17 protein-coding genes and 1 pseudogene are annotated in these 25,245 nt (G+C 35.8%); 8 read left to right on the forward strand and 10 right to left on the reverse strand.

Features of this window, described 5'->3' with window-relative positions; translation table 11 throughout:
* Positions 1-413 precede the first annotated feature (413 nt).
* Positions 414-1,727 carry a transposase gene (locus H7A25_16110; protein MCP5501427.1) on the reverse strand — a complete coding sequence of 438 codons (1,314 nt, stop codon included), beginning with the start codon at positions 1,725-1,727 and terminating at the stop codon, positions 414-416.
* Positions 1,728-2,029: 302 nt separating this feature from the next.
* Between H7A25_16110 and H7A25_16115 the strand changes: the two genes are divergently transcribed.
* Entirely contained in the window at positions 2,030-6,475 is a 4,446-nt protein-coding gene (locus tag H7A25_16115) for a response regulator (protein ID MCP5501428.1), read from the forward strand.
* A 46-nt stretch (positions 6,476-6,521) separates the two neighbouring features.
* On the opposite strand, the gene H7A25_16120 is transcribed toward H7A25_16115, so the two are convergent.
* The 5 genes from H7A25_16120 to H7A25_16140 all read right to left on the reverse strand — a co-directional run bounded on the left by H7A25_16120 (position 6,522) and on the right by H7A25_16140 (position 13,159).
* The gene (locus tag H7A25_16120; protein MCP5501429.1) at positions 6,522-8,297 is read right to left on the reverse strand and encodes a response regulator; all 1,776 of its coding nucleotides are present in this window, start codon (positions 8,295-8,297) and stop codon (positions 6,522-6,524) included.
* A 40-nt stretch (positions 8,298-8,337) separates the two neighbouring features.
* Positions 8,338-9,477 carry a hybrid sensor histidine kinase/response regulator gene (locus H7A25_16125; GenBank protein MCP5501430.1) on the reverse strand — a complete coding sequence of 380 codons (1,140 nt, stop codon included), beginning with the start codon at positions 9,475-9,477 and terminating at the stop codon, positions 8,338-8,340.
* A 94-nt stretch (positions 9,478-9,571) separates the two neighbouring features.
* Positions 9,572-10,249, reverse strand: coding sequence for a 5'/3'-nucleotidase SurE (gene surE / locus H7A25_16130; protein ID MCP5501431.1), 678 nt, complete (start codon positions 10,247-10,249; stop codon positions 9,572-9,574).
* A complete protein-coding gene (locus tag H7A25_16135) occupies positions 10,246-11,079 on the reverse strand; it encodes a M48 family metalloprotease (protein ID MCP5501432.1) in 834 nt (277 codons plus the stop codon). The genes surE and H7A25_16135 overlap by 4 nt, the downstream gene beginning before the upstream one ends.
* A 1-nt stretch (position 11,080) precedes the next feature.
* Positions 11,081-13,159, reverse strand: a complete 2,079-nt coding sequence (locus H7A25_16140) for a SpoIIE family protein phosphatase (protein ID MCP5501433.1) — start codon at positions 13,157-13,159, stop codon at positions 11,081-11,083.
* 95 nt (positions 13,160-13,254) lie between these two features.
* Here H7A25_16140 and H7A25_16145 point away from each other — a divergent pair, with 95 nt between their 5' ends.
* Positions 13,255-13,833, forward strand: a complete 579-nt coding sequence (locus tag H7A25_16145; protein MCP5501434.1) for a hypothetical protein — start codon at positions 13,255-13,257, stop codon at positions 13,831-13,833.
* A 1-nt stretch (position 13,834) separates the two neighbouring features.
* On the opposite strand, the gene H7A25_16150 is transcribed toward H7A25_16145, so the two are convergent.
* The 3 genes from H7A25_16150 to H7A25_16160 form a co-directional block, all read right to left on the reverse strand.
* Positions 13,835-14,668 (reverse strand): DUF2797 domain-containing protein, encoded by an 834-nt coding sequence (locus H7A25_16150; GenBank protein MCP5501435.1) that lies wholly within the window; start codon positions 14,666-14,668, stop codon positions 13,835-13,837.
* A 90-nt stretch (positions 14,669-14,758) separates the two neighbouring features.
* On the reverse strand, positions 14,759-16,087 hold the full coding sequence (locus H7A25_16155; GenBank protein MCP5501436.1) for a DUF1343 domain-containing protein: 1,329 nt from the start codon (positions 16,085-16,087) through the stop codon (positions 14,759-14,761).
* Positions 16,088-16,103: 16 nt separating this feature from the next.
* Positions 16,104-17,345, reverse strand: a complete 1,242-nt coding sequence (locus H7A25_16160) for a response regulator (GenBank protein MCP5501437.1) — start codon at positions 17,343-17,345, stop codon at positions 16,104-16,106.
* A 123-nt stretch (positions 17,346-17,468) separates the two neighbouring features.
* Here H7A25_16160 and H7A25_16165 point away from each other — a divergent pair, with 123 nt between their 5' ends.
* From H7A25_16165 to H7A25_16190, 6 genes and pseudogenes are all read left to right on the forward strand, one after another.
* Positions 17,469-17,828, forward strand: a complete 360-nt coding sequence (locus H7A25_16165; protein ID MCP5501438.1) for a hypothetical protein — start codon at positions 17,469-17,471, stop codon at positions 17,826-17,828.
* A gap of 57 nt (positions 17,829-17,885) precedes the next feature.
* Positions 17,886-18,422, forward strand: a complete 537-nt coding sequence (locus H7A25_16170; protein MCP5501439.1) for a hypothetical protein — start codon at positions 17,886-17,888, stop codon at positions 18,420-18,422.
* A 65-nt stretch (positions 18,423-18,487) separates the two neighbouring features.
* Positions 18,488-22,006 (forward strand): annotated as a pseudogene (locus tag H7A25_16175) (efflux RND transporter permease subunit).
* The gene (locus H7A25_16180) at positions 22,003-23,124 is read left to right on the forward strand and encodes an N-6 DNA methylase (GenBank protein ID MCP5501440.1); all 1,122 of its coding nucleotides are present in this window, start codon (positions 22,003-22,005) and stop codon (positions 23,122-23,124) included. The pseudogene H7A25_16175 and the gene H7A25_16180 overlap by 4 nt, the downstream one beginning before the upstream one ends.
* Positions 23,121-24,269 (forward strand): hypothetical protein, encoded by a 1,149-nt coding sequence (locus H7A25_16185; protein ID MCP5501441.1) that lies wholly within the window; start codon positions 23,121-23,123, stop codon positions 24,267-24,269. Before H7A25_16180 ends, H7A25_16185 begins: the two co-directional genes overlap by 4 nt.
* The gene (locus H7A25_16190; GenBank protein MCP5501442.1) at positions 24,259-24,603 is read left to right on the forward strand and encodes a DUF393 domain-containing protein; all 345 of its coding nucleotides are present in this window, start codon (positions 24,259-24,261) and stop codon (positions 24,601-24,603) included. Before H7A25_16185 ends, H7A25_16190 begins: the two co-directional genes overlap by 11 nt.
* Here H7A25_16190 and H7A25_16195 read toward each other — a convergent pair.
* Positions 24,580-25,245: an iron-containing redox enzyme family protein gene (locus tag H7A25_16195; protein ID MCP5501443.1), complete on the reverse strand. Its 666-nt coding sequence runs from the start codon at positions 25,243-25,245 to the stop codon at positions 24,580-24,582. The genes H7A25_16190 and H7A25_16195 overlap by 24 nt on opposite strands.

Genomic DNA, 25,245 nt, shown 5'->3' on the forward strand with positions numbered 1-25,245 from the left:
TTCAGGCTTTAAATGCGTTCCTGCGGGTGTCCAGACCTGGCCGAAAAGTGAGGAATACATGGAAAAAAGGAAGAAAAATAGAAATAAAAATGATTTCATAGGCTACTCCCATGCCGGGATAAGGTAGTATTAAATGATAAAATAAAAATAAATCAAGAAAAATAAAAAATATAGGTCTACAACTCGGAAAGTCTGCTCACTTTTTTTAGGAAACTCTCAGCAATTCCCGCTTTAGAGTACAAGGCTTCTTTAAGCCTGTTTTTTAATCCATAACTTCCGGATTTCCTTCGAGGAAAAGAACCCAAAATACTTATGTATAGTAAAAATTGAGCTAAAATCATAGTAAAATTAGTACAAGGAAAAATGAATGAATAGCTCCTTCAGAAAATTTTTCACTGTTTTTAAAAATCTCGCTATGATGAATTTTCTCCTATAGAAATATTTGCTTTAAATCCATAAGCAATAGCCTGGAATAGTTGCTCCATAGATGAAAATTCAAATATTTCAAACAAGTTTCTTATCTTTTGCCAGAACAATCTTTTTGCATGAAAAGTTCCAAGTGCTTTTCGAAATAATGCACAGCTTGATTGTTGGATCTGATCTACAAGAAAAGCAAGTATCATAAGAGTTGCAAAGTTATTAGACAAATTCTTACTGCCATGTCCATAATTGTGTTCAAAGTGATAACCCTGATTTTTCAGAGTATTGAAGGTTTCATTTTCTATCTTCCATCGTGCTCTCGCGATTCGCATCAATTCATAAGCATTTTCTTTTGTAATTTCAATATCTGTAACCCAGCTAAAAGCAATCATATGCTCTTTTTTATCAACCTGCTTATACTCAAGAACATTGACTTTGAGTTCTGAAGTCTCATTTAAAGAAATTTGGTTTGTAAAAGAAAAGTAATGAGAAAATCTATCTTTCTCTATACAGAATTGCTCTGTCTTTTTTAATTCCTGTAGCTTATCAAGTTGATTGTAAAGGTGTTTGTGATTTTTTTCTTTTGCACCTATGATAAAGGATAGATTCTTCTCTTTCAGTAATTCAATGTGGGGAGCATTTGAAAACAGAGAATCCTCTACAAATATTGTTTTTAAATGAGGATGCTCTCTTCTAAAATCTTCAATAAATCGTTTAGAGGCGTTTAACTCACAGTCATTTTTTGTTTTCCCATCTTCGTTTGTAATAGGTTCAAACATAAGAGGGATAACTTCTTTCTTATCCGGATGCACAATACAGGCACCATACATCATATGCTGGTAGAGAGTTTCACTTTTCTTATTCTTTACAAGACAGGATTTACAATGAATTTTTCCTGAAGAGAAGAATCCGGTTCCGTCCCCGGAAAGAATATAATAATCATCAAGGACACGATAAGATTCGAGAACCTTGCCACGCTGAAGTTTTGAAAAAAGGTTTTTATATATTTTCCTGAAAGCTCCTGTTGAAACTTCATCAACAATTTCTCTCATTTGAGTGTCAGAGGGTATCTCTTGAATCTTGTATATACTTTGAAGATTTTTATTCTTCACTTTTTCTCTTTCAAACTCAAGAAGTGATGCGTTCTTTTGAGAAAAGATAGCAAAGGCTGACATTAAAGCATCTGTTAGAGAAATCGAAGGATTGACCCTGTGGTCTGGAATTTTAGAAAATTCCTCCCGAATTGCTTGATAAAGTCCATCTGCTGATAAATCTACCCGTGCGTGTAACTCGTTTTTGGCTGGCATATAGTCAAAAAGACTATATCCCTGCACAGGTACAAGCGATTTTTGATGAAAAAGTTTACGAAAGCTTTCCCTGTAAACCCAAAAATCTTAGCCTTATCTGCCTGTTACAAGCAAAGCGGGAATTGCTGGGAAACTCTTACTGATGCTGGTTTATACTTTGACTTTTCGAAAATAAAAAATTAAAATGTAGAAAATGAAAAAAAATTACAACATATATTGCAAACCTTGGACATAAATATTTTAAGCGGTACTTGACAATTTAAAAAGAAAAAAACTTACAGTACTCTGGGATAATACATATAATGGATGAAATAAATAGAATAGAATCTAGTTTTCCTGTAGTAGCTATAGGAGCTTCTGCCGGTGGTCTTAAAGCTTTAGAAGAGTTTTTTCAGTTTATGCCGGAGGACAGTGGAGCTGCTTTCGTGGTAATTCAGCATCTTTCACCGGATTTTAAAAGTTTAATGAAAGAATTGTTGGAAAGAAAAACCGGTATGAATGTAAAACGAATTCAAAACGGGATGAGTTTGAATCCTAATACAATTTATTTGATTACTCCCAGGAATAATTTAATCATAGAGAATCATTTTTTAAAACTTATAGAACAGGAAGAGCCACATCGACAGCATCCAAATTTTCCTATCGATTTATTTTTTCAATCCTTAGCTATTGATTTCAGGGATAATGCGGTTGGTATTATTCTTTCCGGTACGGGTTCTGATGGAACAAGGGGAATTCAGGCTATCAGTGAAACGGGTGGACTTACTTTTGTGCAATCACCCGTAACCGCAGAATTTGATGGAATGCCCCAAAGTGCAATTACTTCCGGATATGCAGACCATGTTTTGTCTCCTTCTCAAATAGCAGGCACCTTATATAAAATTTTAAAGGAAGGTCGAGACCTTCATCTTCCGAAGGATGGAAGTTTTGTCGATATATCTTCTTCTGATTTAAAGAAGGTTATTAGCATTATTAATGTTTCTGAAAACTTTGATTTTTCAAATTATAAACCCAGTACTCTGATAAGAAGAATTTCCAGGAGAATTTCTTTAAGTGCTTGTGAGCGTATTCAAGATTATATGAATCTATTGATTTCTACAGAAGAAGAAAGAATTCGTCTCAGGGAAGATTTAATGATTGGCGTAACTCGTTTCTTTCGAGATCCGGAATCCTGGGAAATTTTAGAAACAAAAATTATTCCTGACACCATCAATACAATAAAGGAAGGGGAGCAGTTGCGTGTTTGGATTCCGGCCTGTTCAACAGGAGAAGAAGCTTATTCTATGGCAATGTTGATTGATGAATGCCTGAGCAAGATGAATAAGTCTATTATTGTAAAAATATTTGCGACAGATATTGATAATGCTGCATTGGGTAAAGCAGCAGAAGGAATTTATTCCCCCGGTTCTATTACTAATATAAGTCCCCATCGCTTAGAAAAATATTTTTTACTTCGATCGGGAAACTATCATGTTTCCAGAAAGCTTCGTGAAATGATAATTTTTGCTCCTCATAACCTGGCTAAAAACGCAGGCTTTTCCAGAGTACATCTTGTGAGTTGTAGAAATGTCTTAATTTATATGTTACCAACCCTTCAGCAAAGGGTTTTACGAATGCTACATTTTTCTTTGGAGGTAAACGGAGTCTTATTTTTGGGTTCTGCTGAAGCACCGGGTGATTTAAGCGATGAGTTCTTTGTGATAGATGAAAAGAATAAATTGTATAGGAAGAAAAGAGATATTCGCTTTGTTCCTCTGGGACATAGTTATGACTATTCAATACCTTCGGTTCATCATAAAGCAAAGGTACAGGATAATACAAGGAAAGAACTTTATCTAAATACTGCATTTTCTCTCTACATGAAAAGTGAAGGTAATTCAGCCTTTTTTGTGAATCGTAATAATGAAATCATACATATACTGGCAGATGAATTGAAATTGCTAAAACTATTAGAAGGAGAACTCACAAGACATATAAATCATATTCTACTTTTGGACTTGAATGTACCGGTCAATACAGCTATCCATAGAGCCAGAAGAGAAAGACACAATGTGCAATATAGCGGGATTACTATCAATGTAAATGATTTGACCCAGAACTTAAATATCCAGGTAATGTTTCATGACCAGATTGGTGGAGAAGATGTTTTACTTGTGATTATTCAAGTCTCGAAATTGCAAAATAATTCTTTGGATAACCCAAAGATCTATGACCTTGATGATAATATAAGACAGAGGATTACAGAATTAGAGTTTGAATTACAACAAACAAGAGAAAACCTCCAAACTACTATTGAAGAGTTAGAAACTACTAATGAAGAACAACAGGCAACAAATGAAGAATTATTAGCTTCCAATGAGGAACTGCAAAGCACCAATGAAGAGTTACATTCTGTTAATGAAGAACTATATACGGTTAATACTGAATACCAGATAAAAATAAAACAACTAACAGAACTTACCAATGACATAGAAAACTTGCTTCGTAGCACGAATATTGGCGTAGTCTTTTTAGATAGAGAATTGAAAATACGAAAATTTACTCCGGCAGCGAGTATTGCTATAAATCTTTTAGAATCAGATATTAAGCGACCTCTAAAACATATAACTCATAATCTTGATTGTCCTGATTTAATACCTATTCTTAAATTAGCTTTGGATACTGAAAAAGCAATAGAAAAAGAAGTGCAGCTAATCAATAATAATGATATATTCTTAATGAGGGTGAATCCGTACAAGCGAGAAGATGGAATTTGTACCGGTCTTGTAATCTCTTTTATTAATATAAATGAGATTAAGAAAGTAGAAGAGCAACTTCAAAGAAGGACAAGGGAACTCGAAACCTTTTATAGTACTGCACCTTTAGGGCTTGCCCTCTTTGATATGGATAAACGCTTTATTCGGATGAACAATTTATTTAATAAAGTTAATAATACTTCTTCTTTTCAATATCTTGGAAAAACTCCCCGTGAGTTATTTGGTGAAATTGGAAAAGAGATTGAAAACTTATTAGAAAGTGTTAAGATGCTTAACAAACCTGTGTTTAACAAGGAAATTCAATATTTTGATAAAGATACTAATATATTAATTACCTGGCTATGCAATTGCTATCCGGCAGACCTCGCCGATGGGTACAAAGTAATCGGTTTTACTACTACGGATATTACAGAATTAAAAAATACTCAAGTAGCCTTATATAACTCCGAGTTAAGGTTTCGTCATGTTGTGGAAAATATCAGGGAAGTTCTGTTTGTTATTTCTCGTGATGGTCAGATGATCTATATAAATTCTTTATATGAAGAAATATGGGGAAAATCGCGTGAAAGTGTCTATAAAGAACCTGATTCCTGGTTTGAAGCGATAGATGGAGAAGACAGAGTCAGAATAAAAAATAGTCTTTATTTTCATTTAAAAAACGGAAAGGAAGTGGATGAAATTTTTAAAATAAGAGATGGTAAGGATAATCAACGCTGGATACAGATGAGAACCTATCCTGTTAAAGAAGGAGATGAATTCTTATATTTCGTTGGTATTGCTGAGGATATAACATCCAGAAAAAATTACGAAACTGAATTAAAGGAAGCAAAAGAATTAGCTCTTTCATCCAGTCGGGCTAAAACTGAGTTTTTAGCAAACATGAGTCATGAAATCAGAACTCCTATGAATGCGATATTAGGATATTCAGATATATTGTATTCTCAAATACATGAAGTTGAATATAAAGAGTATCTGGAGTCGATTAAGTCCAGTGGGAATATTTTGCTGGGTCTGATAAACGATATATTAGATATTACAAAAATAGAAACAGATAAAATGGAAATACATAAAGAACCGGTAAATATTTATAAAATTATTAATGAAATGAAAAATCTTTTTCACGGAAAGTTACAGGAAAAAGATCTTAAGTTCTATATTAATACTCCGGAAGAAGGATATTTAATATTTATTATGGATGAACTTCGGATGAGACAGATTTTTTTAAACTTGATAGGTAATGCTATAAAATTTACAGATGCCGGAAGTATAGAGGTTTCTTTGACTGTTTTGAATGTAGATTTAGCATATGATGGAAAAACGATAGCTGATATTGATATCCAAATAAAGGATACCGGGATTGGGATTCCGAAAGAAGAGCAGAATAGTATATTTGATATATTTAAACAGCATCCTTCTTTGGATAGAAAGAAATATGGTGGTACAGGCTTAGGTCTTTCAATCGTAAAGAAATTAATCGAAAAAATGAACGGGGAAATGAGTGTTGAAAGTGAAGAGGGGAAAGGAAGCAAGTTTATACTTCATTTTAAGGCAGTTGAAGTAGCTAGCCTATCTAAAGATGAAAAAAAAACCAGTAAGAATTTGAATCAGGATTTTTTAATAGGCAAGAGCATTTTAGTAGTAGATGATGTTACTTCCAATCGTGATGTAATTAGAGTTTATTTTAGGAAAAAAGATATAAAAATATTAGAATCATCTAATGGAATAAATGCCCTTGAAGTATTACAACAAGAAAAGGTAGACCTCATTCTTATGGACTTGAGGATGCCGGTGATGGATGGATATGAAACAATGAAACATATTCGTAATAGTGAAATATGGAAAAATATACCGGTAATTGCGCTAACAGCCTCTGTATTTGGAAGAGCCGGAGAAGATGAACTGATGAAATATGGTTTTAAAAGTGTTTTACAGAAACCTGTAATATTTGAAGAGCTATTAGAACAAATGAGAGAACTGTTTGCTGGATTATAAATAAGGTAGAAGTACCGTAAGTTCTTATTTATTGAGGAGAATGAAATTATACAAAATATTTATTTAGAGAGAGAAAATCAGATTGCATTTTTTCAATTTTAAAATTCGTTGCTGATTGATATAGTCTGTGGCTAAATTTTTGTAGTTCATGTAGTTTGTGTTCATTGGCAAATTCAATAAGTTCTGTTGCGAAATCTTCAATTTCATTATTTAGTAAGTGAGCCTTTACTAAATGGAATTTGGAACTGAAAACAATTCTGAATAATTCAAGATAGTCTTTCGGGATAGATACCGTTTCAGGAGATGATTCAGTTAAGTATTTCGTAATTTCCTGAAGTAACTCATTTTTCTTGATCGGTTTTTGAAGATAGGCTTGAATTTTTTTTAAGGTCTCTGATTTATCTTCTTCTTTGTAAACTGCGGTAAGAGCTATAATAGGAACCTGTTTTCCAATTTCGAGTTTTCTTATCTCTTCAATGGCAGTATAACCATCCATAATTGGCATTTGAAGGTCCATCAGGATAAGATCTATACTTCCATGTTTTGAAAAAATTTCAAGAGCTTCTTTTCCGTTATTAGCATCAAGAAGATTTAAATTATAGTTTTTTAAAAATTCCCTTATTACAAACCTATTGGAATCGATATCTTCAACAATGAGTACTGCTTTTTGATTAAAATCGTATGTAAGAATATTATTTCCAACTAAAATATTGGATGGTTCTTTTACTTCTTTGATATTCGGAAGAAAGACAGAAAATGTAGATCCTTTATTCGGACTGCTGATAACATGTATAGTACCTCCGAATAGTTGACATATGTTCTTTGTGATAGCTAATCCAAGACCTGTTCCCTCGTAGTTATTTTTGCTATTTGCATTTTGTCGATTAAAAGAAAAAAAGATTTCTTCCTGTTTATCTTGTTGAATACCAATTCCCGTGTCAATGATTTCTATAGTTAAATCAAAATCTTTCTTTGAAACATAATGGCAGATTACAACTAATTTTATACTTCCTTCATGAGTGAACTTAAATGCGTTACCAATCAGGTTTAGTAAAATTTGTTTTAGCCTGGTATCATCTATATTACAATAATCCGGTAAATTATTATCCAGGATTACTGAAAACTCGATTCCTTTTTCGAATTTATATTTTTTAAAGATTATTAAAAATTCATTGAATAGATCGCGAAGATTTACTACTTTATAATTCAATGTCAATTTGCCTGCTTCTAATTTAGAATATTCTAAAATATCATTAATCAGGTTTAAAAGAGTTTTTGCACTTATATCAATTCCTTCAAGAAATTCTTTTTTCTTTTCTTCATCGTTGACATATTTTAATAAATCGGCATAACCCAATACAGCATTTAAAGGGGTCCTAATTTCATGACTCATATTCGCCAAAAATTCGGACTTAGCTTTTTCTGCTTTTTGTGATTTCAGAAGAGCTTCTTCGAAGCGAGCTTCATAATTTTTTCTTTCCGTAATATTCCTACAGGTAATCAATATTAGTGGTTCAAGATTATCCTTAGAAATGTTTCTTACAAGAACTTCAACTGGAATCAGGGCACCCGGACAGGTATGTAAGTTTGTTTCAAACTTAAGATATGGTTTTGTATGCTTATTAGAAAAAAAAATAGATTTAATTTCCTGTAAAAAACCAGGAGCTATATCAGTTATATTTAAATTCTTAAATTCTTCCCGATTAAAGCCCAGCTCGGTACAGGTAATGTTATTAACTTCCTTAAAATCTCCATTTTCATTGATGATAAACATAAAATCAATTGAATCGTAAAAGAGAAGTTTATACCAGAATTCATTCATTATTTTTTGCTCGATAAAAATTATTTACAATGATTGCATATTAAGAGTCCATCAATGTATCCGCATCAATTATAATTCTAAAGCAAGTACCTTCGTTGATTTTACTTTCTACTTCAAGCCTACCTCCATGGAGATGGGTAAGTTTTTTCACGATCGCCAGCCCAATACCCGTACCGTTAATACTGCTTGTATTGCTTCCTCGAAAATAATCTTCAAATATTTTTTCCTGATCTTCTTTAGAGATTCCTACACCTTTATCCTTTACTGAAAATATAAAACCTGTACCGGTTTCTTTTAAAGTGCAGATAATGCTTGTATTCTCATTTGAATATTTAAGTGCATTTGAAATTATATTTGAGAAAATGTGGTAAACTATATTAGAATCTATAGAATAATTAAAATTCTCTCCTTCGCAAATAAATTCAATACGCTCCTTATTGCTTTGGGAAAAAAGAAATTCATTAATCATGTTCTGGCAAAAATCTTTCAGGTTTGTATTTCTATAAGTCAATACAACCTGAGAAGAATTAGCTAAGGAAAAAATAGAAGCTCTATTCAAGATGCTATTAATCTTTTTAATGGATTTAGAAATTAAATCATTGTAATGGAGATTAAAGTTTGGCAGATTTGAATACTCTTCACGGATGAACTCATTCGCAGTGTTAATAACCGCTAAAGGAGTTTTTAAATCATGTGAAACGATAGAAATAAAGTTAGTTCTTATTTTATTTAATTCTTTTTCTTTTTCCAGAAGTGTTGTTAATACTGTATTTTTGTATTTAATTTCACTTTGAAGCTTATAAATACATATGTGATTTTTAATGCGGGATATCACTTCATTTTTGTCAAAAGGTTTTGTTATGTAATCAACAGCACCGTATTCAAAACCCTGTACAATTTGAGACTTATTATTAAAAGCTGTTAGGAAAATTATTGGGATTTGTTTTGTTTTTTCGTCTTCTTTAAGTAGTTTGCAGGTCTCAAACCCATCCATTTCCGGCATTTGTATATCTAATAATATCAATTCCGGCATTTGCTTTTGAGCAGCATAGATACCGGATTTACCACTATTGGCAATCGTAACTTTAAAACCCGCTTCCTTTAATGTTTGACCCAGGACAGAAAGGTTCAAAGGATTATCATCAATTATTAAAATACCTTCTTCTGTAGATAGTCTCATAGGATTATTTTATACTTATATAAAGATTTTTATATTATGCAAGCGATTTTTAAATAAAAACTCTATTTATGAAGGACTTGTCATAAAATTATTTTTATATCTCTATAAGACTAACTGCAATATTTCCTGAAAAGCAAACATCTACATCACTTCCTGTTTCTCTCGGCCTTTTCGCATAATCTCCACGATAAAGAGCTCTGCTTCCCTTAATCACATAGTTCATGTCCAGGGGAAGTTTGGAAGCTGTGCAGTAAACAATTTTCGGTTCCTTTTCTCCAGAGAAAATATGGGGTAGATTTACATTCCAGAATGTTTTCTCGGCAAGTGGCTTATTCATCAGTTCTGATAAAACTTGCTTAGTATATCTTTCGCTCATTTCCCAGTTGATGGGGTTTTTATCCCGAATTCTTTGAGAGATAGCTATAGCATTATAGCCCAGAATGGCTGCTTCCCTGGCCGCTGCTGCTGTTCCGGAAATATATAAATCAACACCAAGATTTCCCCCCGCGTTTATCCCGGATAAAACCCAATCAATTTTGTCTTTTAAGAGAAAAGGAAAAAGGCGGACGCAATCTGCCGGAGTTCCATGAATTGCAAATTCAGTTTCTGTTCTTTTTTCGATTTGAAAATCTCTCCCTGTGCTGACCTGATGTCCGCAACCGGATTTCGCTTCATGGGGAGCTACAAAAACTTTATTACCTGAAACACAGTTGAATAAGCTGCGAATTCCGGGTGCCTCAATTCCATCGTCATTTGTCAGTAATATATTCATATTTCATCATGCAGCAGATATTGTTTTAACATTCTTTGGTAGCGCTTGGAGAAAAGTTGATTTTCTTCCGGTTCTTTTAAACCTGCCTTCTTGATTCGCTTTGCATTTTCTCTCAGGCGCTTATCCGGTAAGGGATGTGTGGATAGCATTCCCTGAATGGCTTTTCCAACAACTCCACCCCGATTTTTCTTGTCTCGAACGATATCAAAGAAAAAAGACATAGCACCGGGATAGTAGGGACTATCTTTTAAATAGAGGAAAGCCATTTTATCGGATTCCATCTCATCAAAGCGACTATTGGTAAGGAGAGCCAGATTGCCTGCGAATCGAGTGCCCATTTCAACTAATACGGATGAGGTATCCTGAAGGATGATGGAAAGGATCAGGCTTATCCCTATAGAAGAAAGCATTCTTTGTCTGGCATGACGTTTTTCCGCATGGGCTATTTCGTGTGCCAGAACGGCTGCCAGGCTGGCTTCATTGGGTAAAATTTTTAATAAACCGGTATAAACGTAGATAAAGCCACCGGGAGTACAGAAGGCATTGATCGTTTTGTCGTCATCGAGAATATTTACACGGTAAGGGTAAACTTTCTTCTTCTTTATTGCAGGAGATTTTAAAAGAGTGTTGGTAATCTCCTGAACGTAGTTTCGAATTTTCCAGCCATTGAATATCCTGTATTTCCTTTTATTCCTGCGAATTTCTTTATCTATGGAAGCCCCGATTTTTACATCATCTTTGTCGGAAAAAATAAGGTTTACAGTTCTTTCACAGTTTGTGAATTGAAGGCCTAAAAAGAGAATTAGAATAGTAGTATATAGTTGTTTCATATTATTTCTTGTATCGGAAAAGAATATAACTAATATCATCTTCCGGACTGGATAAAGAGCCCGGACAGAAACTTTCGAGTTCTTCCATTATGAGTTCTGATATTTCCGGAAGACTTTTGTCCAGATTTCCGGCAACAAGGTTGGCCAGATTGGTTTCACTGAATAATTCATCCTGTTTGTTTCGGACTTCTACAAGTCCATCGGTATACAAAAGAAGTAAGGAATTATCAGTAAGCTTAATTTTTGAATTTTCACAATTAGGCGTAATTCCGCTCGTTATCAGCTTTCCTTTTGGTTTAATTAGTTGATACTCTTCTCCGGACTGGAAGAGGATGGCCGGAGGGTGACCCGCACTGGCAAGTTGTAAACGACCTCTCCTTAAATCTATATGACAGGCCATGGCAGTAATAAAATTCCCGGCCAGATTTGCATCGAGGTGTTCATGCAGATCTTTTAAAATTTTAGCCGGATTCTCTTCTTTCGATTCGTCTGCATCGAGTGTCATCTTTACCATGACGGCAAGGAAAGCGGCCCCGATTCCGTGTCCGCAAACATCACAGATAAAGAGATTTAGTTTTTGTCTAAGTCTATTATAACGAAAATCAAGAAAATCTCCACCCAATTTCATCATGGGCCTAAAATTATGAAAGAGTTCAAAATGATTGGTTTCGGGTATTTTTTTAGGTAAAAGAGTGTTATGGATTCTTTGTGCAAGGTCTATTTGTTTTTCTAATTCAAGCTGCTGAATTTTTATCAGGCGGGTTCTCTGCTCTACTTTTTCTTCTAACTGTTGAGTTACTTCTGCTTTTAGTATTTGAATTCTTTGAAGGTTTTCAAGAGCCTCAATTTGGGCAACTTTTTTTTCTTTAAGAATCAAATCTATTTTATCTGCCAGTGCAAAGCCAAGCAATAAAGTTTCTAAAACAGCTCCCAGATGTAAACCGTGGGAAAAAATGGTATAATCAGGAACAAGCCCTAAGTGCCAGCTGATAAATAAAACAATTCCTATGCTGTAAAATATCCAGGCCAGTGCGAAAAACTTTTTATTCGGTTCTTTTTTATATCGAAATTTCTGGTAAATAGCGAAGGATAAAAGTATTAAGAAGATAAATATGGAAAAGAATATTAGAATAGTAAAATAAAATTTGTAAGTAAAAAGAGAAATAACAGCAAAGATAAAACTGAAGAACGTATAGGCTTTCAAAAAAGTGTAGGCTTTTGTATACAAATTGGATAGGTTTAAAAAGGAAATACAGAATAGGGATGCAAAGCTTAAGGAAAGGTTTATAAAAAAGAGCAGGGTATTATTTTGTAGACTGGGCTTTGTCGGCCAGAAGTATTTATAGGAATACCCATCTAAGATTAGAGTAGTAAATAAAATACTGAAAACATACAGGTTGTAGTACAGATAAGCCTTATCCTGTAGTCGTATATAGATGAAGCAATTATATAGGAACATGGCAAGGAGAGTTCCATAAAATATCCCGTGCATTAAAGTTTTTTGGGATTTTAACTCAGTAAAGGTTGCATGATTATATAGTTTTAAACTAATAGGAACGCTACCTTTAGATTGTATTCGGAGCAGAACATCCTGTTTCTTTTGTTTATAGGAAGGGATTCGAAAAATGAAGCCGGGTTCCGGGATTTCTCTTTGATAAAAAGGAAAAAGATCTCCGCTCTCTTTTTTTATAAAAGTTCCTTCTTTGTTCCGGTAGTAGACTTCTATTTTGTCGATAGCAGACCAACCCAGTTCAAGGTAGAGAGGAGACAGGTTCTTTCTATTTTCTATAAAAGAAAATTGTATCCAGCAGGGATTGTCGATAAGCTTTTTAAATATAGAACCCTTATCAGACTTTAGGCCCGGTGGAAAATCGGATCCAGACTGAAAAAAAGATTCAGGTTCTATGGAAAATGGCTTTTTCTCCTTATCCTCAAAAGAAAGACGTATATCCTGTGATAAATTACGAAATATAAAAGAGTCTTCGATTTTAAACGTATTATTTGCTTCAATGTGAAAATATAAAAAGAAATATATTGTAAAAAAAAATAGAATTGAAAAATTTTTGATAATACTCAACATGTTTTTTAGAGAGATTATAAGTAAAGGGTAAAAAGCTTTCCTCAAATAGAAAAGTCTTTTTTTATTCTTGAGTCCAATTTCATTCGTGATGCTACATGCAGATTATAGGTAATTATACAAAAGAGTTATTGCAGGATGAAGAAAAAGCAAGTTTCCTTCATTTCAGATTAAAAGTAGGAGATTTCCGGAGTGCCTGGAAAAAGTGCAGTGTCTTATCCGATTGCATTGCAAAGCTTCAATCCTTTTCCATTCCTGTGAATCGAGAATCTGATTTACCCGATCTGGTGAATGCCTTATCCACAATCTTTAATGAGCTAATCGAGAATGCGATAAAATTTTCAAGCTCTCTCGATGATACCATTGAGGTTCGTATCTACTCCTCTGCCACTTATATCAGGATCCATGTTAAAAATACTCTCTCCGAGGAAAAACTCGAAAATTTTAAAAAGACTTTTGGAGAAATTATCCAGAATCCATCTTCGGTCGAAGAGAAATATTTCTCACGTCTGCAAAAAAACTCGGAGAATGTAGCCGGAACTTCTTCCGGGATCGGTTTATTGATGTTACTTCATGACTTTCCTCTCCGTATGGCAGCCTGTTTTCACGAAGCAAGTGTGGAAGTCGAGACAGAAGTAGATATTAGAACATATAATAACTACGGAATCTACTCCTGAGCTAAAAGGATAGGGTAAAGTGATAACCGGAATAGGTTCTCAGGTTTATTACACAGGTTCTAAAAAGCAAGTATTGACCCTTAATCCCGATTAGTTCATCCTCCAGTATTTTTCCCGGTTTATACGAGACTTTTTTAGATTTATAATCTATAACCGGGTATTCGAGGCTGGTTTCTTTTTTATTCTGGACTTTCGCTTTTTTTTCTTTCAAAAGGATATCCGGAAGTTTTTCGAGGTTTACTCTTCTGAGTTCGGAGAGATTTAGTTCTTCAGGTTTTCCACCTATCATTTTCTGCCAGGAAGTCTTATCATTTAAGGAGTTGGCCAGGAATTTTTCGATTTCTCCGGCGGTTTTTCGGTCCTTGACTTCGAGTATCGGAATGGCCTGAATGGCACCCTGGTCTACCCAGCGTTTAGTGGGAGGTTCTTCCCGTGTAATTCCTACTTTAAGACCGCTGGTATTCGCAAGATAGATGGTATGTTTTTTGATACAATTTTCTTTCCCCCAGTCCGGTTCTCTACAGGTGCCGTGCAGGAAGTGACAGGTTTCCGGATGAACCATGCAGGTATCATTTTTAGCTAATCTGATAAAACAACTATAGCAGGAGTTTCCGAAGGCTTTTTTTGTAGACCGACCGCAGTCTACACAGCGGATAAGGCCGGATAAATAGAATTGTACCTTCTTTCCTAAGAGGGAATTTAGACTGAATTCTGAAGTCTGAAGATTGGCTTCTTCTTTTTGTTTGCCATTACCGGAATAGGTAACATAATTCAGGTAGTAGGTAAGGGGTTGGGTTTCTTCAAAACCCATCATTCTCAAGTATCCTTCCAGCATCATTTCTCCGGGTAAGTCCTACTAACTACCGGTTTAAACCGGTAGTCAAGGAAATTTCGCCCTGTTTTCTTGAGTAGTATCCTTCCAGCATCATTTCTCCGGGTAAAGGTAGTATTTTTTAACGTTTTCCTGGTATAACTTTTCCTTTTTTGCAAAAACCTCGTAAAACGAATCATAAGCGAGGTTGGCGTCTATGCTTTTTCGAAAACCGGGGTTTCCCCAGAGGTTATCCAGAAAGAATTTTCCACTGAATTCTCTCCATTGGAACTCTTCCGGGTGGTATTTTTTAATAGTTTTAATCAGCTCATAGGAAAGTTGGATGGGATCGTAATCATTTTTAAATATACTCAGCTTCATCCCGAAACATATTTCCCCTTTGTATGGACCGAAAGCCGGTTTAAAAAAAACAGACTGAAAGAAGAAATCCCCTTTTGCATTTTTATTGAGTTCGGCTGCAATCTCACTCGCTTTTTTCAAGTAAGGAGCACCAAAGTAAATGAAAGGGGCCTGGGTTCCTCTGCCAACTGAGAGGTTGGTACCTTCTAATAAAACAAGACTATAATAATTTCTGGCAGATTCCAGCCCGGGCAGGTTGGGCGAGGGAGTATACCAGGGAAGACCGCTGGCCTCATACGGAATATTGCGCTTGTAGTTCTCTACTTTTAACACCTTAAGCTTTACCCTCGAGGCTAAGAATTCATGATTATAGTAAAGGGCTGCTTCTCCTATGCTGAGACCGGTTATAAAGGGTAAAGGAAACTCAGCAGCAAAATTTTTATAGGGTTTTTCGAGAGTATCTCCCCGGATTCCGAGCGAAAGACCGGGTGGAATGTGGTCCAGAACAATTAATTCGGTTTTTTCGGATAGAACGTCCATAATGCGTTTTAAAACTGTGAGATAGGTATAACAACGAATTCCCATCCCCTGAACATCAAAAACCACCGCATCCACTTCTTTTAAAAGCGCCTGTAATTGCTTCCGTTTTAGCCTGTAAACGTGATAGGCCGGAACTTCCAGAATCTTATCCTGGGTCTGAACTTTATTGCTGAAGTCTTCTTCCAAACCGAGTATACCATGTTCAAGAGCCAGAAGGAAACTTAGATGAACCGAGTGTTTTTGCAGTGTATCTTTAAGTGTAAAGGGATCTCTTCCTATACCGGAAGGGTTGGTTACGAGAGCGATTTTTTTTTCTTTTAAGCTCGGAATGGTTTCTTTATAGAAACGATGAATCGATTCTTTGATATTGGACTCGGAAGGGTGCTTTTTTAGGACGGGAACATATTTGTATTCGTATTTGACCTCTACTTTGGTTACAATTTTGGGTTCTACTACAGCAGGTTTTGTAATGCAGGTTCCGAGAGATATTTGTATTAAAAGGAAAAACAGGGTTTGGAAAAAAATTTTAAAATTTATATTCATATACTACCCTAAATGATTAGATTACAGGGATTCCAACTTCAGAGATGACACATTTTTTAGAACTTTCTGAAATATATTCCTTTATATTCCCGATAGAAAAGGTCCCGTTATGGAGTTTGATAACCTGGTTTACTACGGAAAGGCCGAGACCCATTCCAAACTTTTCGACTTCATAAAAATCTTCCACCGGGGGCATTAAACGTAAAAAGGGTTTTAAAAGCAGCTTTTCTTGCTCTTCGGTTATCGTTCCCATTTTATCATCTACAGGATTAATGCAGGTCAGGACAAAAAAACCATCTCGAAAACCTGTGATTACGTTGATAGTGGTATGTTTGAGGGAAAATTTCATGGCATTTATCAGAATTTCTTCAAAAGCAATGCTCATATACTCCGTATTAACCATGAGATTATAACTTTTTTTAGGAGGTTCTATAAAAAACTTACAGTCTTTTTTTTCCTGAGCAATTTTGGATAATTGACTGGCAAGGCTTAGAACGTCATTGGTTACTTCTCCGGAGGTTCTGGGACTTAAAGTAATGGAAGACTGGGAAAAAATGGAAAGGGCATTGGTAATGGAACTTATCTGCTGCCGGCAGAGGTTATTATTGCTTACCAGCAGGTCTAGAATCTCTTTATCTACGAGGTATTTCTCTTCTCCCTCTACTACCATGGGTTTTCGAATCATCTTTATCATGTCAGTCAGGGTCATGGCGGAGCCAAAGCCACTACCCTGTGAAATGGTAGCCTGTAAATTGTTGATGAGGTTTACGGAAATTTCGAGGTTTTCTTTGTTTAATTTCCCCTGTTTGTAATTATCCCAGAGGATATCATTCTGCTTTTCTTTAGTTGAACTTAGTTCCTGAATTTTCTCGAGATGATGAGCCTGGCTATAATTAAGTGCTAAATCGATGGTTTCCAGCAATTTCTGATTATTAAAGGGTTTTACGAGGTAATTGAAAACACCGAGTCTCATAATATCTACGATCTTTTCGGGATGAACAATAGCGGTCAGAACGATAACCATCGCGTCCGGATTTTTTATTTTAAGTTGTTTAATGAATTGTTCACCGGTTAAAATAGGCATCATTAAATCCACTAAATATAAATCAAAATCCTTATGGGAAGACTGGTTTAAGGCATCTTCTCCATTTTCGGCCTGACTTACTAAGTAACCCTGAATTTCCAGGAAATTCGCAAGGGTTTCCCTTATAGATTCTTCATCTTCCGCTATCAGAATTCTTGCTAATTGCTCTTCCATATTTTAAATTTAGCACCTGTTTCAATGTAGAATACGCTTTTGCTATTCAGGAGTCAATTTAAAAAAGCTTCTTGCCTCTTTATATTTCTATGCTCTTTTAGATTTATGAAAACCTTTCTTTTTTTGACTACATATTTTGTTTTTATTTGGAAAATTCCCTGTCTTTGCATAAAGGGAGGGTGCTCGAACGGAAAGGGCTTATTTCGTTATTCTAATGGGGATTATTACGAAGGGGAATGGAAAAATAATAAAGCCAATGGTTTTGGTATCCTGTATTATTCCGGTGGAGAAGAATACTTTGGACAATGGAAGGATGGAAATGCTGAAGGAGTGGGAGTTTTTTATTTTAAGGAGGGAGGAAAATACTCAGGAGAATGGAAAAAAAGTCGGGCACATGGATTCGGTACTCTCTATGATAGATATGAACGGGTTATTTTCTCCGGTCAATGGCAGAATGGAAAAAAACAGAAAAAAAAGATATGAGTCAGGCTTGGTGTCTTATAGGCTGGTAATAAATTATTTGAACTATTGAGGTGCTTGATGAAACGATTAAAGGTTTTTTTTATTCTATTGTTTATACTTACTTCCTTTGCTTATCCCCTGTTAGCCGAAGAAGAAAAAAGCGGAGCCTGTTCGAAAGGAGACTGTCAGAATGGTTACGGGGAAGCTGAAATGTCAGAAGGAGAGATTAAAGCCAATTACAAAGGTTATTTCAAAGACGGAAAGTTTCATGGTAAGGGAGAATTGAAGAAATCAGATGGTTATTTGTATAAAGGAAGTTGGGAAAATAACTTACCTCACGGCCTGGGGAAAGCTCGTTTTTCTACAGGAGAAATGTACTATGGTTATTTCAAAGCCGGTCAGGCAGAAGGAAAGGGGAAGTTTCAAGATAACGAAGGAAATCTCTATATAGGATATTTTAGAAATGGCTTATATAATGGAAAGGGGAAAATGATATATAAGAACGGATATATCTATGAGGGTGAGTGGAAAGACGATAAAAAACACGGAAAAGGAAAGCTGTATAAGGTAGTTTTTGATGGGGAATGGAACGAAGATAAACCGGTAAAGAATTAAAGAATCAGTTTTCTTGACAGGCTTTTGCCGGTTGGAATGCTTGTCGAACTGGAGAAATCTTTAGTATGCGATCAGTAATCCAATATTTTTTGGATAAGGGAATTTTTATCAATTTCTTAACTTTCCTTATCCTTCTCATAGGCTTTTATATAGCCGCCACTATGAATCGGGAAGCATTTCCTAATATTAATTTTGATATAGTAACTGTAACGACTGTTTATCCCGGTGCTTCACCTTCTGAAGTAGAAAAGTTAGTCACCAAACCCATAGAAGAAGGGATAAAAGCGGTAGATGGAATCAAAGAAATCCGTTCGGCTTCTATTGAAAACCGATCCGGGATTGTGATTACCATTGATCCGAATACTACCGATACACAGAAGGTTGTAGATGATATTAAGTCCGCTGTTGATTCGGTAGAAGATATTCCGGATGACGTTAAAAAACCTATTATACAAGAGATTACCTCTGCTCGTTCACCGGTTATTGAAGTAAATGTGGGGGTTAAGCAAAAAGATGGAAAACCCGTTTTAAGCGAAAAGCAACTCAGAGAAAAAGCTTAGGTTCTGGAAGAAATGATTCTGGATATTCCGGAAGTAGGTCGTATTGTAAAAAGGGGTTATCGTAATACAGAAATGCATGTAGATATAAACCCCTTATCTTTGGATTCTCTGTCTTTAAGTCCCGATGTGATTATTTCTGCATTAAAAAATCGTAATATTAACTTCCCCGGCGGAAATATTTCTAATAATGGTATTGAGTCTATTGTCAGAACGGTGGGTGAGTTTGATACTGCTTCTGAAATTGAAGATGTGTTTTTAAGAACGAATGATGCAGGACGTTATATCCGTTTGAAAGATGTTGCAAAGGTAAAGGAAGACTTTGAAGATGCTCTGTATCTGGATAAGGTAAACGGGCTCTCTTCTATAGTCCTTACCGTTTTAAAACGTGAGAAAGGAGATGCCATCAGTCTCGTTGACCAGGTAAAGAAAGTCGTTGAAGAATATCAGAAAACGGTAAAAAATGAAGTAGAAATATCTTATGTAAATGATATGTCCAAGTATATTCGAAGAAGGTTAAAGGTACTTTTATCGAATGGTTTCACCGGTTTTTTTCTCGTCGTTGCGTCTTTGTTCTTTTTCCTGGGCTGGAGAATTTCAGTCATGGTGGCTGTGGGTCTTCCCCTTACGATAGCAATGACGTTTATCGCGATAAGCTATTTGGGTATTACCTTAAACCTGATCTCTATGATGGGTCTTATTATTGTAGTAGGGATGCTGGTTGATGATGCTATCATTATCAGTGAAAATATATATCGCTTAATTGAAGAAGGCATGGAAGTTCGGGAAGCCTGTATACAGGGAACGTATGAAGTAGTGTCTCCGGTTACGGCAACTATTACAACTACTGTAGCGGCTTTTTCTCCACTTCTTTTCATGTCAGGCATATTCGGTAAATTCGTATACTCGATTCCCCTGGTAGTGATTTTAGCTCTTTTTTCCTCCTTATTGGAAGCTTTCTTTGTCCTGCCTTTACACGTCTATGATATTACGAAAAACAAAACCGGTAAGCAACTTACGGAAAAAAAGGGTAAGGTAGAAGACTTCAGAAATAAGATTCGTTCCTTAAAGGAAAAAAATTACTTCTTATATTTGCTGATTTCTATATTATTCTTTCCTATTATGTTTGATGACTTCTTTGTTTTCTTAAAAGACAGTGTTTATAAATCAAGTTTATACTGGTGCTTGAGGCATAAATATAAGACCATTCTTATACTAAATCTTGTCTTTCTTGTTGTTCTGGGTATATTTAGCAAGTTTGGAAAGTTTAAGCTTTTTCCGGGAGCCATTGAAATTTTCCAGGTAAAGTTAGAAGCTAAAACGGGTCTTACCCTCGAAGAAACCGAATGGTTCGCAAGAGCTATTGAGTCAGAAGTTTCTAAGCTTCCCAATACAGAGCTGGAAAACTTTGTAACCCGCATTGGAATTATACAAAAAGATCCAAACGACCCCTTTACAAAACGTGGTAAAAACTTTGCCCAACTGATTGTTTATTTAACTCCGGATAGTTCAAGAGAGAGAAGTACAGAGGATGTCATTAATGCCTTACGTAAAAAGACTTTTTATCTTTTAAATGAAGAATCAAAAAAAGCCTATTTGAATAAGTTTATAGAAGAAGAGAAAAGAATAAAGAAGTTGAAAGAAGAACAGGAAGCCTTATATAGATCCGGGAAGATGTCTTTTCTTTCTTCAATGAGATATAAAGTGGACCAAATGGTTTCAAAGGTAGAGTCAAAGAAAAAGCCATTTACCTATGATCCTACACCGGAGCAATTTAAAAAATTAGAAGGTAAACTTGTTTCTCTGGATTATGAAAAATTACAGGGAGGCCCGCCGGTTGGGAAACCTATAGCCATCGAAGTCCTGGGTGATGATTTTGAGACGATAAAGAAGATTGTAGCTGAATATAAAAACACTATGCAGAAGGTTGATGGAGTGGCTGATATATCAGATGATTTTATATCCGGTAAAGATGAAATCCAACTCAAAATAGATGAAAAGCTTGCTTCTCTGGCCGGTATCTCTATTTTCCAGATTGCTACTGCTGTGAACACGGCGTTTAACGGTACGGTAGCGACTACAATCAAAAGGGCAGATGAAGAAGTGGACGTACGGGTTCGTTTTCCGGAAGAATATCGGAATAGTATAAAATCCTTAGATAAGCTCTATGTCATGAATCGTATCGGGAACTTAATTCCTGTCTCTAAGATGATTAGTTATACGGTTAAGCCGGGTGTTGTTTCAATCAATCACCTCGATGGAAAGCGTTTGATAACAGCTACCGCAAATGTGGATGAGACCAAAACGACTTCGAGGGAAGCCAATGGGAAAATCAAGAAGTTAGCTGCCGGGATTATTCAAAAGTATCCGGGTTATCGGGTTCGATTTGGTGGAGAAAATAAAGATACGGAAGAATCTATGGCCAGCCTCGGACGAGCTTTTCTGGTTGCCTTTATTTTTATTTTTATGATTCTCGCCTCTTTGTTTGGTTCGTTTGTGCAGCCGGTAATTGTTGTGTCTGCTATTCCTTTTGCATTTATAGGCGTTGTTTTAGCTTTTGTACTTCATGACCACTATTTTAGCTTTTTAAGTATGATTGGGATCGTAGGTTTATCCGGGATTGTTGTAAACGACTCCATAGTTCTTGTGGACTTTGCTAACAAACTCCGATCGGAAAATCCGGATGCAACAAACCTCGAAATATGTCTGAAAGCAGGTATTATTCGTTTACGACCCGTTATTTTGACTACGGTTACTACCGTTTTAGGAATATTACCAACTGCTTATGGAATTGGTGGAGAGGATCCTTTTTTAGTTCCTATGGCTCTTGCGATTGGTTGGGGGCTTGCATTTTCCTCGGCTCTGATTCTGATTATTATTCCTGTTTTATACTGTATGACTCATGATTGGAAGGATCGTCTGAAAGGCATAAAAAGGAAAGGATTGGGAGAGTTACCGCAATTAAGCGGGGAAAATACAGAGTCCTTACCTGTAGAGGAAAAACTACTTCCGGAAGCAAGCGCATGAAAGATCAACTGGAAAGTCTTATTTTTCATGCCAGTGCATCGGAAGGTTTACAGGAATTTTTAGAAGAAGAGCTAAAAGAGAATTCCTGTAGAATTTTAGACAAAAACCGGGGCGGATGTTATTTTAAAGCGAAGAGGGACTCTATCATTGAGTTTTCTTTGAAAACCCGGTTTACCTCACGGATCTCGGTTCTTCTGGCTGAATTTGGCGTAAGAACGGAAAGAGATCTGTATGAGTCCATCTATTCTTTTCCCTGGGAAGATTTACTTAGAACAGAGGATACATTTAAGATAGAGGCTGAGTCGGACAGAATACTAAAGAATTCCCGTTATGTTGTTTATAAAGCGAAAGACGCCCTGGTAGATCGATTTCGAGATAAAACCGGAGAAAGACCGAGTATTGAAAGAGAAGAACCCGATTACCTGTTTTTACTTCGGAAAAGGGGAGAAAATGTGGAGCTCTTCTTGTCCTTAAGTGCAAAAAGTTTAAGCCACAGGGGTTACCGACTCTCTTCGGAAGGAGCTCCGATTCGTGAAAATATGGCTCAGGCTTTACTTCGTTTCTCCGGCTGGAAAGAAGGTTCCTTTATGCTGGATCCGATGTGTGGTTCCGGAACTATACTGATTGAAGCAGCTCTCTTGATGAAGACTTCCGGCTATATTAACTATAAACGATTGAGTTCTTCGAAAGCTTTTTTGAAACTGTTTGGCAAGGTTCCAAAGACAGAAAATGCGGCTCCAGAAAAGCCTTTATTTGTAGGCATAGATAAAAATCCGGAAATTATAAAGTTGGCTTTGGAAAATGCAGAGCTGGCAGGTGTATCCGATTGGATAGAATTCCGAGTAGAGGATTTCTTTACTGTTTCTTCTCCCGATACTATAGAAAATTCTTATATACTCAGTAATCCTCCCTATGGATTGAGATTACAGGTAGAAGACATTCAGGGCTTTTATAAGCGTTTTGGTGAAATTCTAAAACAGTATTACAGGACTTATACGGTGGCAATTATTTGTGGAGATAGGAGTCTTCCTGCAAACATGCGTCTAAAAGAAGAAAAAAGCATGAAGCTTCCCATATCCAATCTGAAAGGCAAAATGGTACAGTATATAATATTATGAAAAACAGGGATGTACTTCTTCGTTTTTTTGAATTAACAGGAAATAATACAGATAGTCTTATCTTTTTAAAAAAATACAGAGAAGCAAAACCGGAAAGTTTTGCGATTATCTATATTCCCTCTGAACTTATCAGTGAGTATGCGGGACCTTTGCTTTATGATTTGAAACTTTTGCATCGTCTGGATCTGTATCCTGTGGTTCTTATGGATAAGTCGGCAGTTGAGTATATAAAGCTATTCTATAGTTCCTACTATGATGTAAAACAGGAAAGCAGAGAGACTCATAACTCATTTTTAGAGAGCCTTGATGTAAAGACTACTCTTCAGGATCCTAATATTATCAGTAGGAAAATTGCTGAAAAGAAAATTCCTATCTTAGCCATACAGGAAGGTGATGATCCTTATCCAATCATTCAAAAGTTAGCTGAATTTTTACAGACAGCCAAGCTTCTGTTTTTTTATAAGGAACAGGGTTTTAAAACGCTTAATGGAAATTCTTATATTTCTATTATTAACTTGCACAAAGATTATAATAGGCTTAAAGATGATTTGGATTCAGAAAAAGCCGATATATTAGGAAAAATAAATGCTCTTTTTAACAATCTTCCGCAGAGAGCCCTTAGTTCTGCCATTACTTCGCCAGTAAACCTTTTTAAAGAATTGTTTACCGTCAAGGGTTGCGGTACCTACATTAAAAGAGGAAGTGAAATTCAGGTCTATGAAGGTTTTGAATCCTTAGATAAAGATAAAATCATAAATCTTTTAGAAACGGCATTTAAGAAAAAAGTAAATCAGGATTTTTTATCTGAACCTGATATGGTTATCCTCCTGGAGCAGGAATATAGAGGAGCCGCTATTATAAGGAAATCTGAGTATGGTTTTTATTTAACCAAGTTTGCTGTGGATGAGATTGCCAGAGGAGAAGGTATCGGACGAGAACTCTGGGATATTATGCTGGATAGGTTTCCCATTATATTCTGGAGAGCGAATCCTCGTAATACTATCAATAAGTGGTATGCGAAAGAGTGTTCCGGCATGCATAAATTTGCTGACTGGCATGTATTTTGGATTAATCTTGATCCAAACCTGATTCCTGGAGTCTGTGATTATGTCAGGAGAAGCAAGGTGGATTTTTATGAAAAATAATATTTTTTTATACGATGGTAACTGTCCGTTTTGTACTTCCCTTGCAAAGAAATTGGAAAGCAGGATGATAGATGATTCGGTTGAATTTCTTTCCTTTCGAGAAATTAAGCCGGAAGATCTAAAAGAGTTCCACCCTTCCTTAAGCCCGGAACTATGTTCCGGGGAAATACAAATGATTTACAGGGGGGTTCGATACCCGGGTTTTTTTGCTATCAGGCGCTTAAGTCACTATCTTAGGGGTTATTCCTATTTTTCTTTTATTCTGTATCTTCCCCTGATTCCGTTTCTCGGAATGTTTATTCTTTACCTTTTAAAACTGCGTTCTGGCCATTAGTCCTTCATAAAATAGAATTCTGGCATTCAGTGCTTTTATATTTCCTTCTAAGACACTTTTTTGTTTTTCTTCTGTATCGGCTACTGCTTCAATCAGACGAAACATTTGAGCACTGTGAGATTCATCTGCTTCGAGGTTTACCTTAAAAAATCTGGCTTCCGGGACATTTTCTTTCTCCCTGAGCTTTAGATAAGCTTCATATACTTTAGAATACTCTAATTTAAGTAAATACTCATTAGCAGGACCGAGGGCACCGAGAGCCTCGTAAAAGTTGGTATTGGTGATTTCTTTCATCATACCCAGATATTCTGCTGTTTCCGGAAAGAGCTTGAGGCTTTCTATTGGAATCTTCATAGAAGATAGGAAACTTTTCAGAATATTTACGTGGGTTTCCTCAATATTACCTTCTCCTAATTCTTCCCAGATATTTTTTACTAAAATCATCTGGGCTTCCTGTGAGGGGCTGATAGCTGCCGTCCATAAGAACCAGTTTACAAATCCAACCGAAACGAAGTATTCCTGGCTCAACCAGAGGAGAAGATCTTGTTTTGAAAGAAGAGAACTTTTTTCTTCCAACCATTTGTTATTTTGAAGTACCGGGTGTTGTTGTACATCCTGTTTTAGTCTTTCTGTTATATTCAT

It is taken from the genome of Leptospiraceae bacterium (assembly GCA_024233835.1).
GTDB lineage: Bacteria > Spirochaetota > Leptospiria > Leptospirales > Leptospiraceae > JACKPC01.

What these genes read in the sequence shown, in the direction of transcription:
- H7A25_16110 (MCP5501427.1), bottom strand. Translation starts at nt 1,727, where the DNA reads ATGCCAGCCAAAAACGAGTTACACGCACGGGTAGATTTATCAGCAGAT.
- H7A25_16115 (MCP5501428.1), top strand. Translation starts at nt 2,030, where the DNA reads ATGGATGAAATAAATAGAATAGAATCTAGTTTTCCTGTAGTAGCTATA.
- H7A25_16120 (MCP5501429.1), bottom strand. Translation starts at nt 8,297, where the DNA reads ATGAATGAATTCTGGTATAAACTTCTCTTTTACGATTCAATTGATTTT.
- H7A25_16125 (MCP5501430.1), bottom strand. Translation starts at nt 9,477, where the DNA reads ATGAGACTATCTACAGAAGAAGGTATTTTAATAATTGATGATAATCCT.
- surE (MCP5501431.1), bottom strand. Translation starts at nt 10,249, where the DNA reads ATGAATATATTACTGACAAATGACGATGGAATTGAGGCACCCGGAATT.
- H7A25_16135 (MCP5501432.1), bottom strand. Translation starts at nt 11,079, where the DNA reads ATGAAACAACTATATACTACTATTCTAATTCTCTTTTTAGGCCTTCAA.
- H7A25_16140 (MCP5501433.1), bottom strand. Translation starts at nt 13,159, where the DNA reads ATGTTGAGTATTATCAAAAATTTTTCAATTCTATTTTTTTTTACAATA.
- H7A25_16145 (MCP5501434.1), top strand. Translation starts at nt 13,255, where the DNA reads ATGCAGATTATAGGTAATTATACAAAAGAGTTATTGCAGGATGAAGAA.
- H7A25_16150 (MCP5501435.1), bottom strand. Translation starts at nt 14,668, where the DNA reads ATGCTGGAAGGATACTTGAGAATGATGGGTTTTGAAGAAACCCAACCC.
- H7A25_16155 (MCP5501436.1), bottom strand. Translation starts at nt 16,087, where the DNA reads ATGAATATAAATTTTAAAATTTTTTTCCAAACCCTGTTTTTCCTTTTA.
- H7A25_16160 (MCP5501437.1), bottom strand. Translation starts at nt 17,345, where the DNA reads ATGGAAGAGCAATTAGCAAGAATTCTGATAGCGGAAGATGAAGAATCT.
- H7A25_16170 (MCP5501439.1), top strand. Translation starts at nt 17,886, where the DNA reads ATGAAACGATTAAAGGTTTTTTTTATTCTATTGTTTATACTTACTTCC.
- H7A25_16180 (MCP5501440.1), top strand. Translation starts at nt 22,003, where the DNA reads ATGAAAGATCAACTGGAAAGTCTTATTTTTCATGCCAGTGCATCGGAA.
- H7A25_16185 (MCP5501441.1), top strand. Translation starts at nt 23,121, where the DNA reads ATGAAAAACAGGGATGTACTTCTTCGTTTTTTTGAATTAACAGGAAAT.
- H7A25_16190 (MCP5501442.1), top strand. Translation starts at nt 24,259, where the DNA reads ATGAAAAATAATATTTTTTTATACGATGGTAACTGTCCGTTTTGTACT.
- H7A25_16195 (MCP5501443.1), bottom strand. Translation starts at nt 25,245, where the DNA reads ATGAATATAACAGAAAGACTAAAACAGGATGTACAACAACACCCGGTA.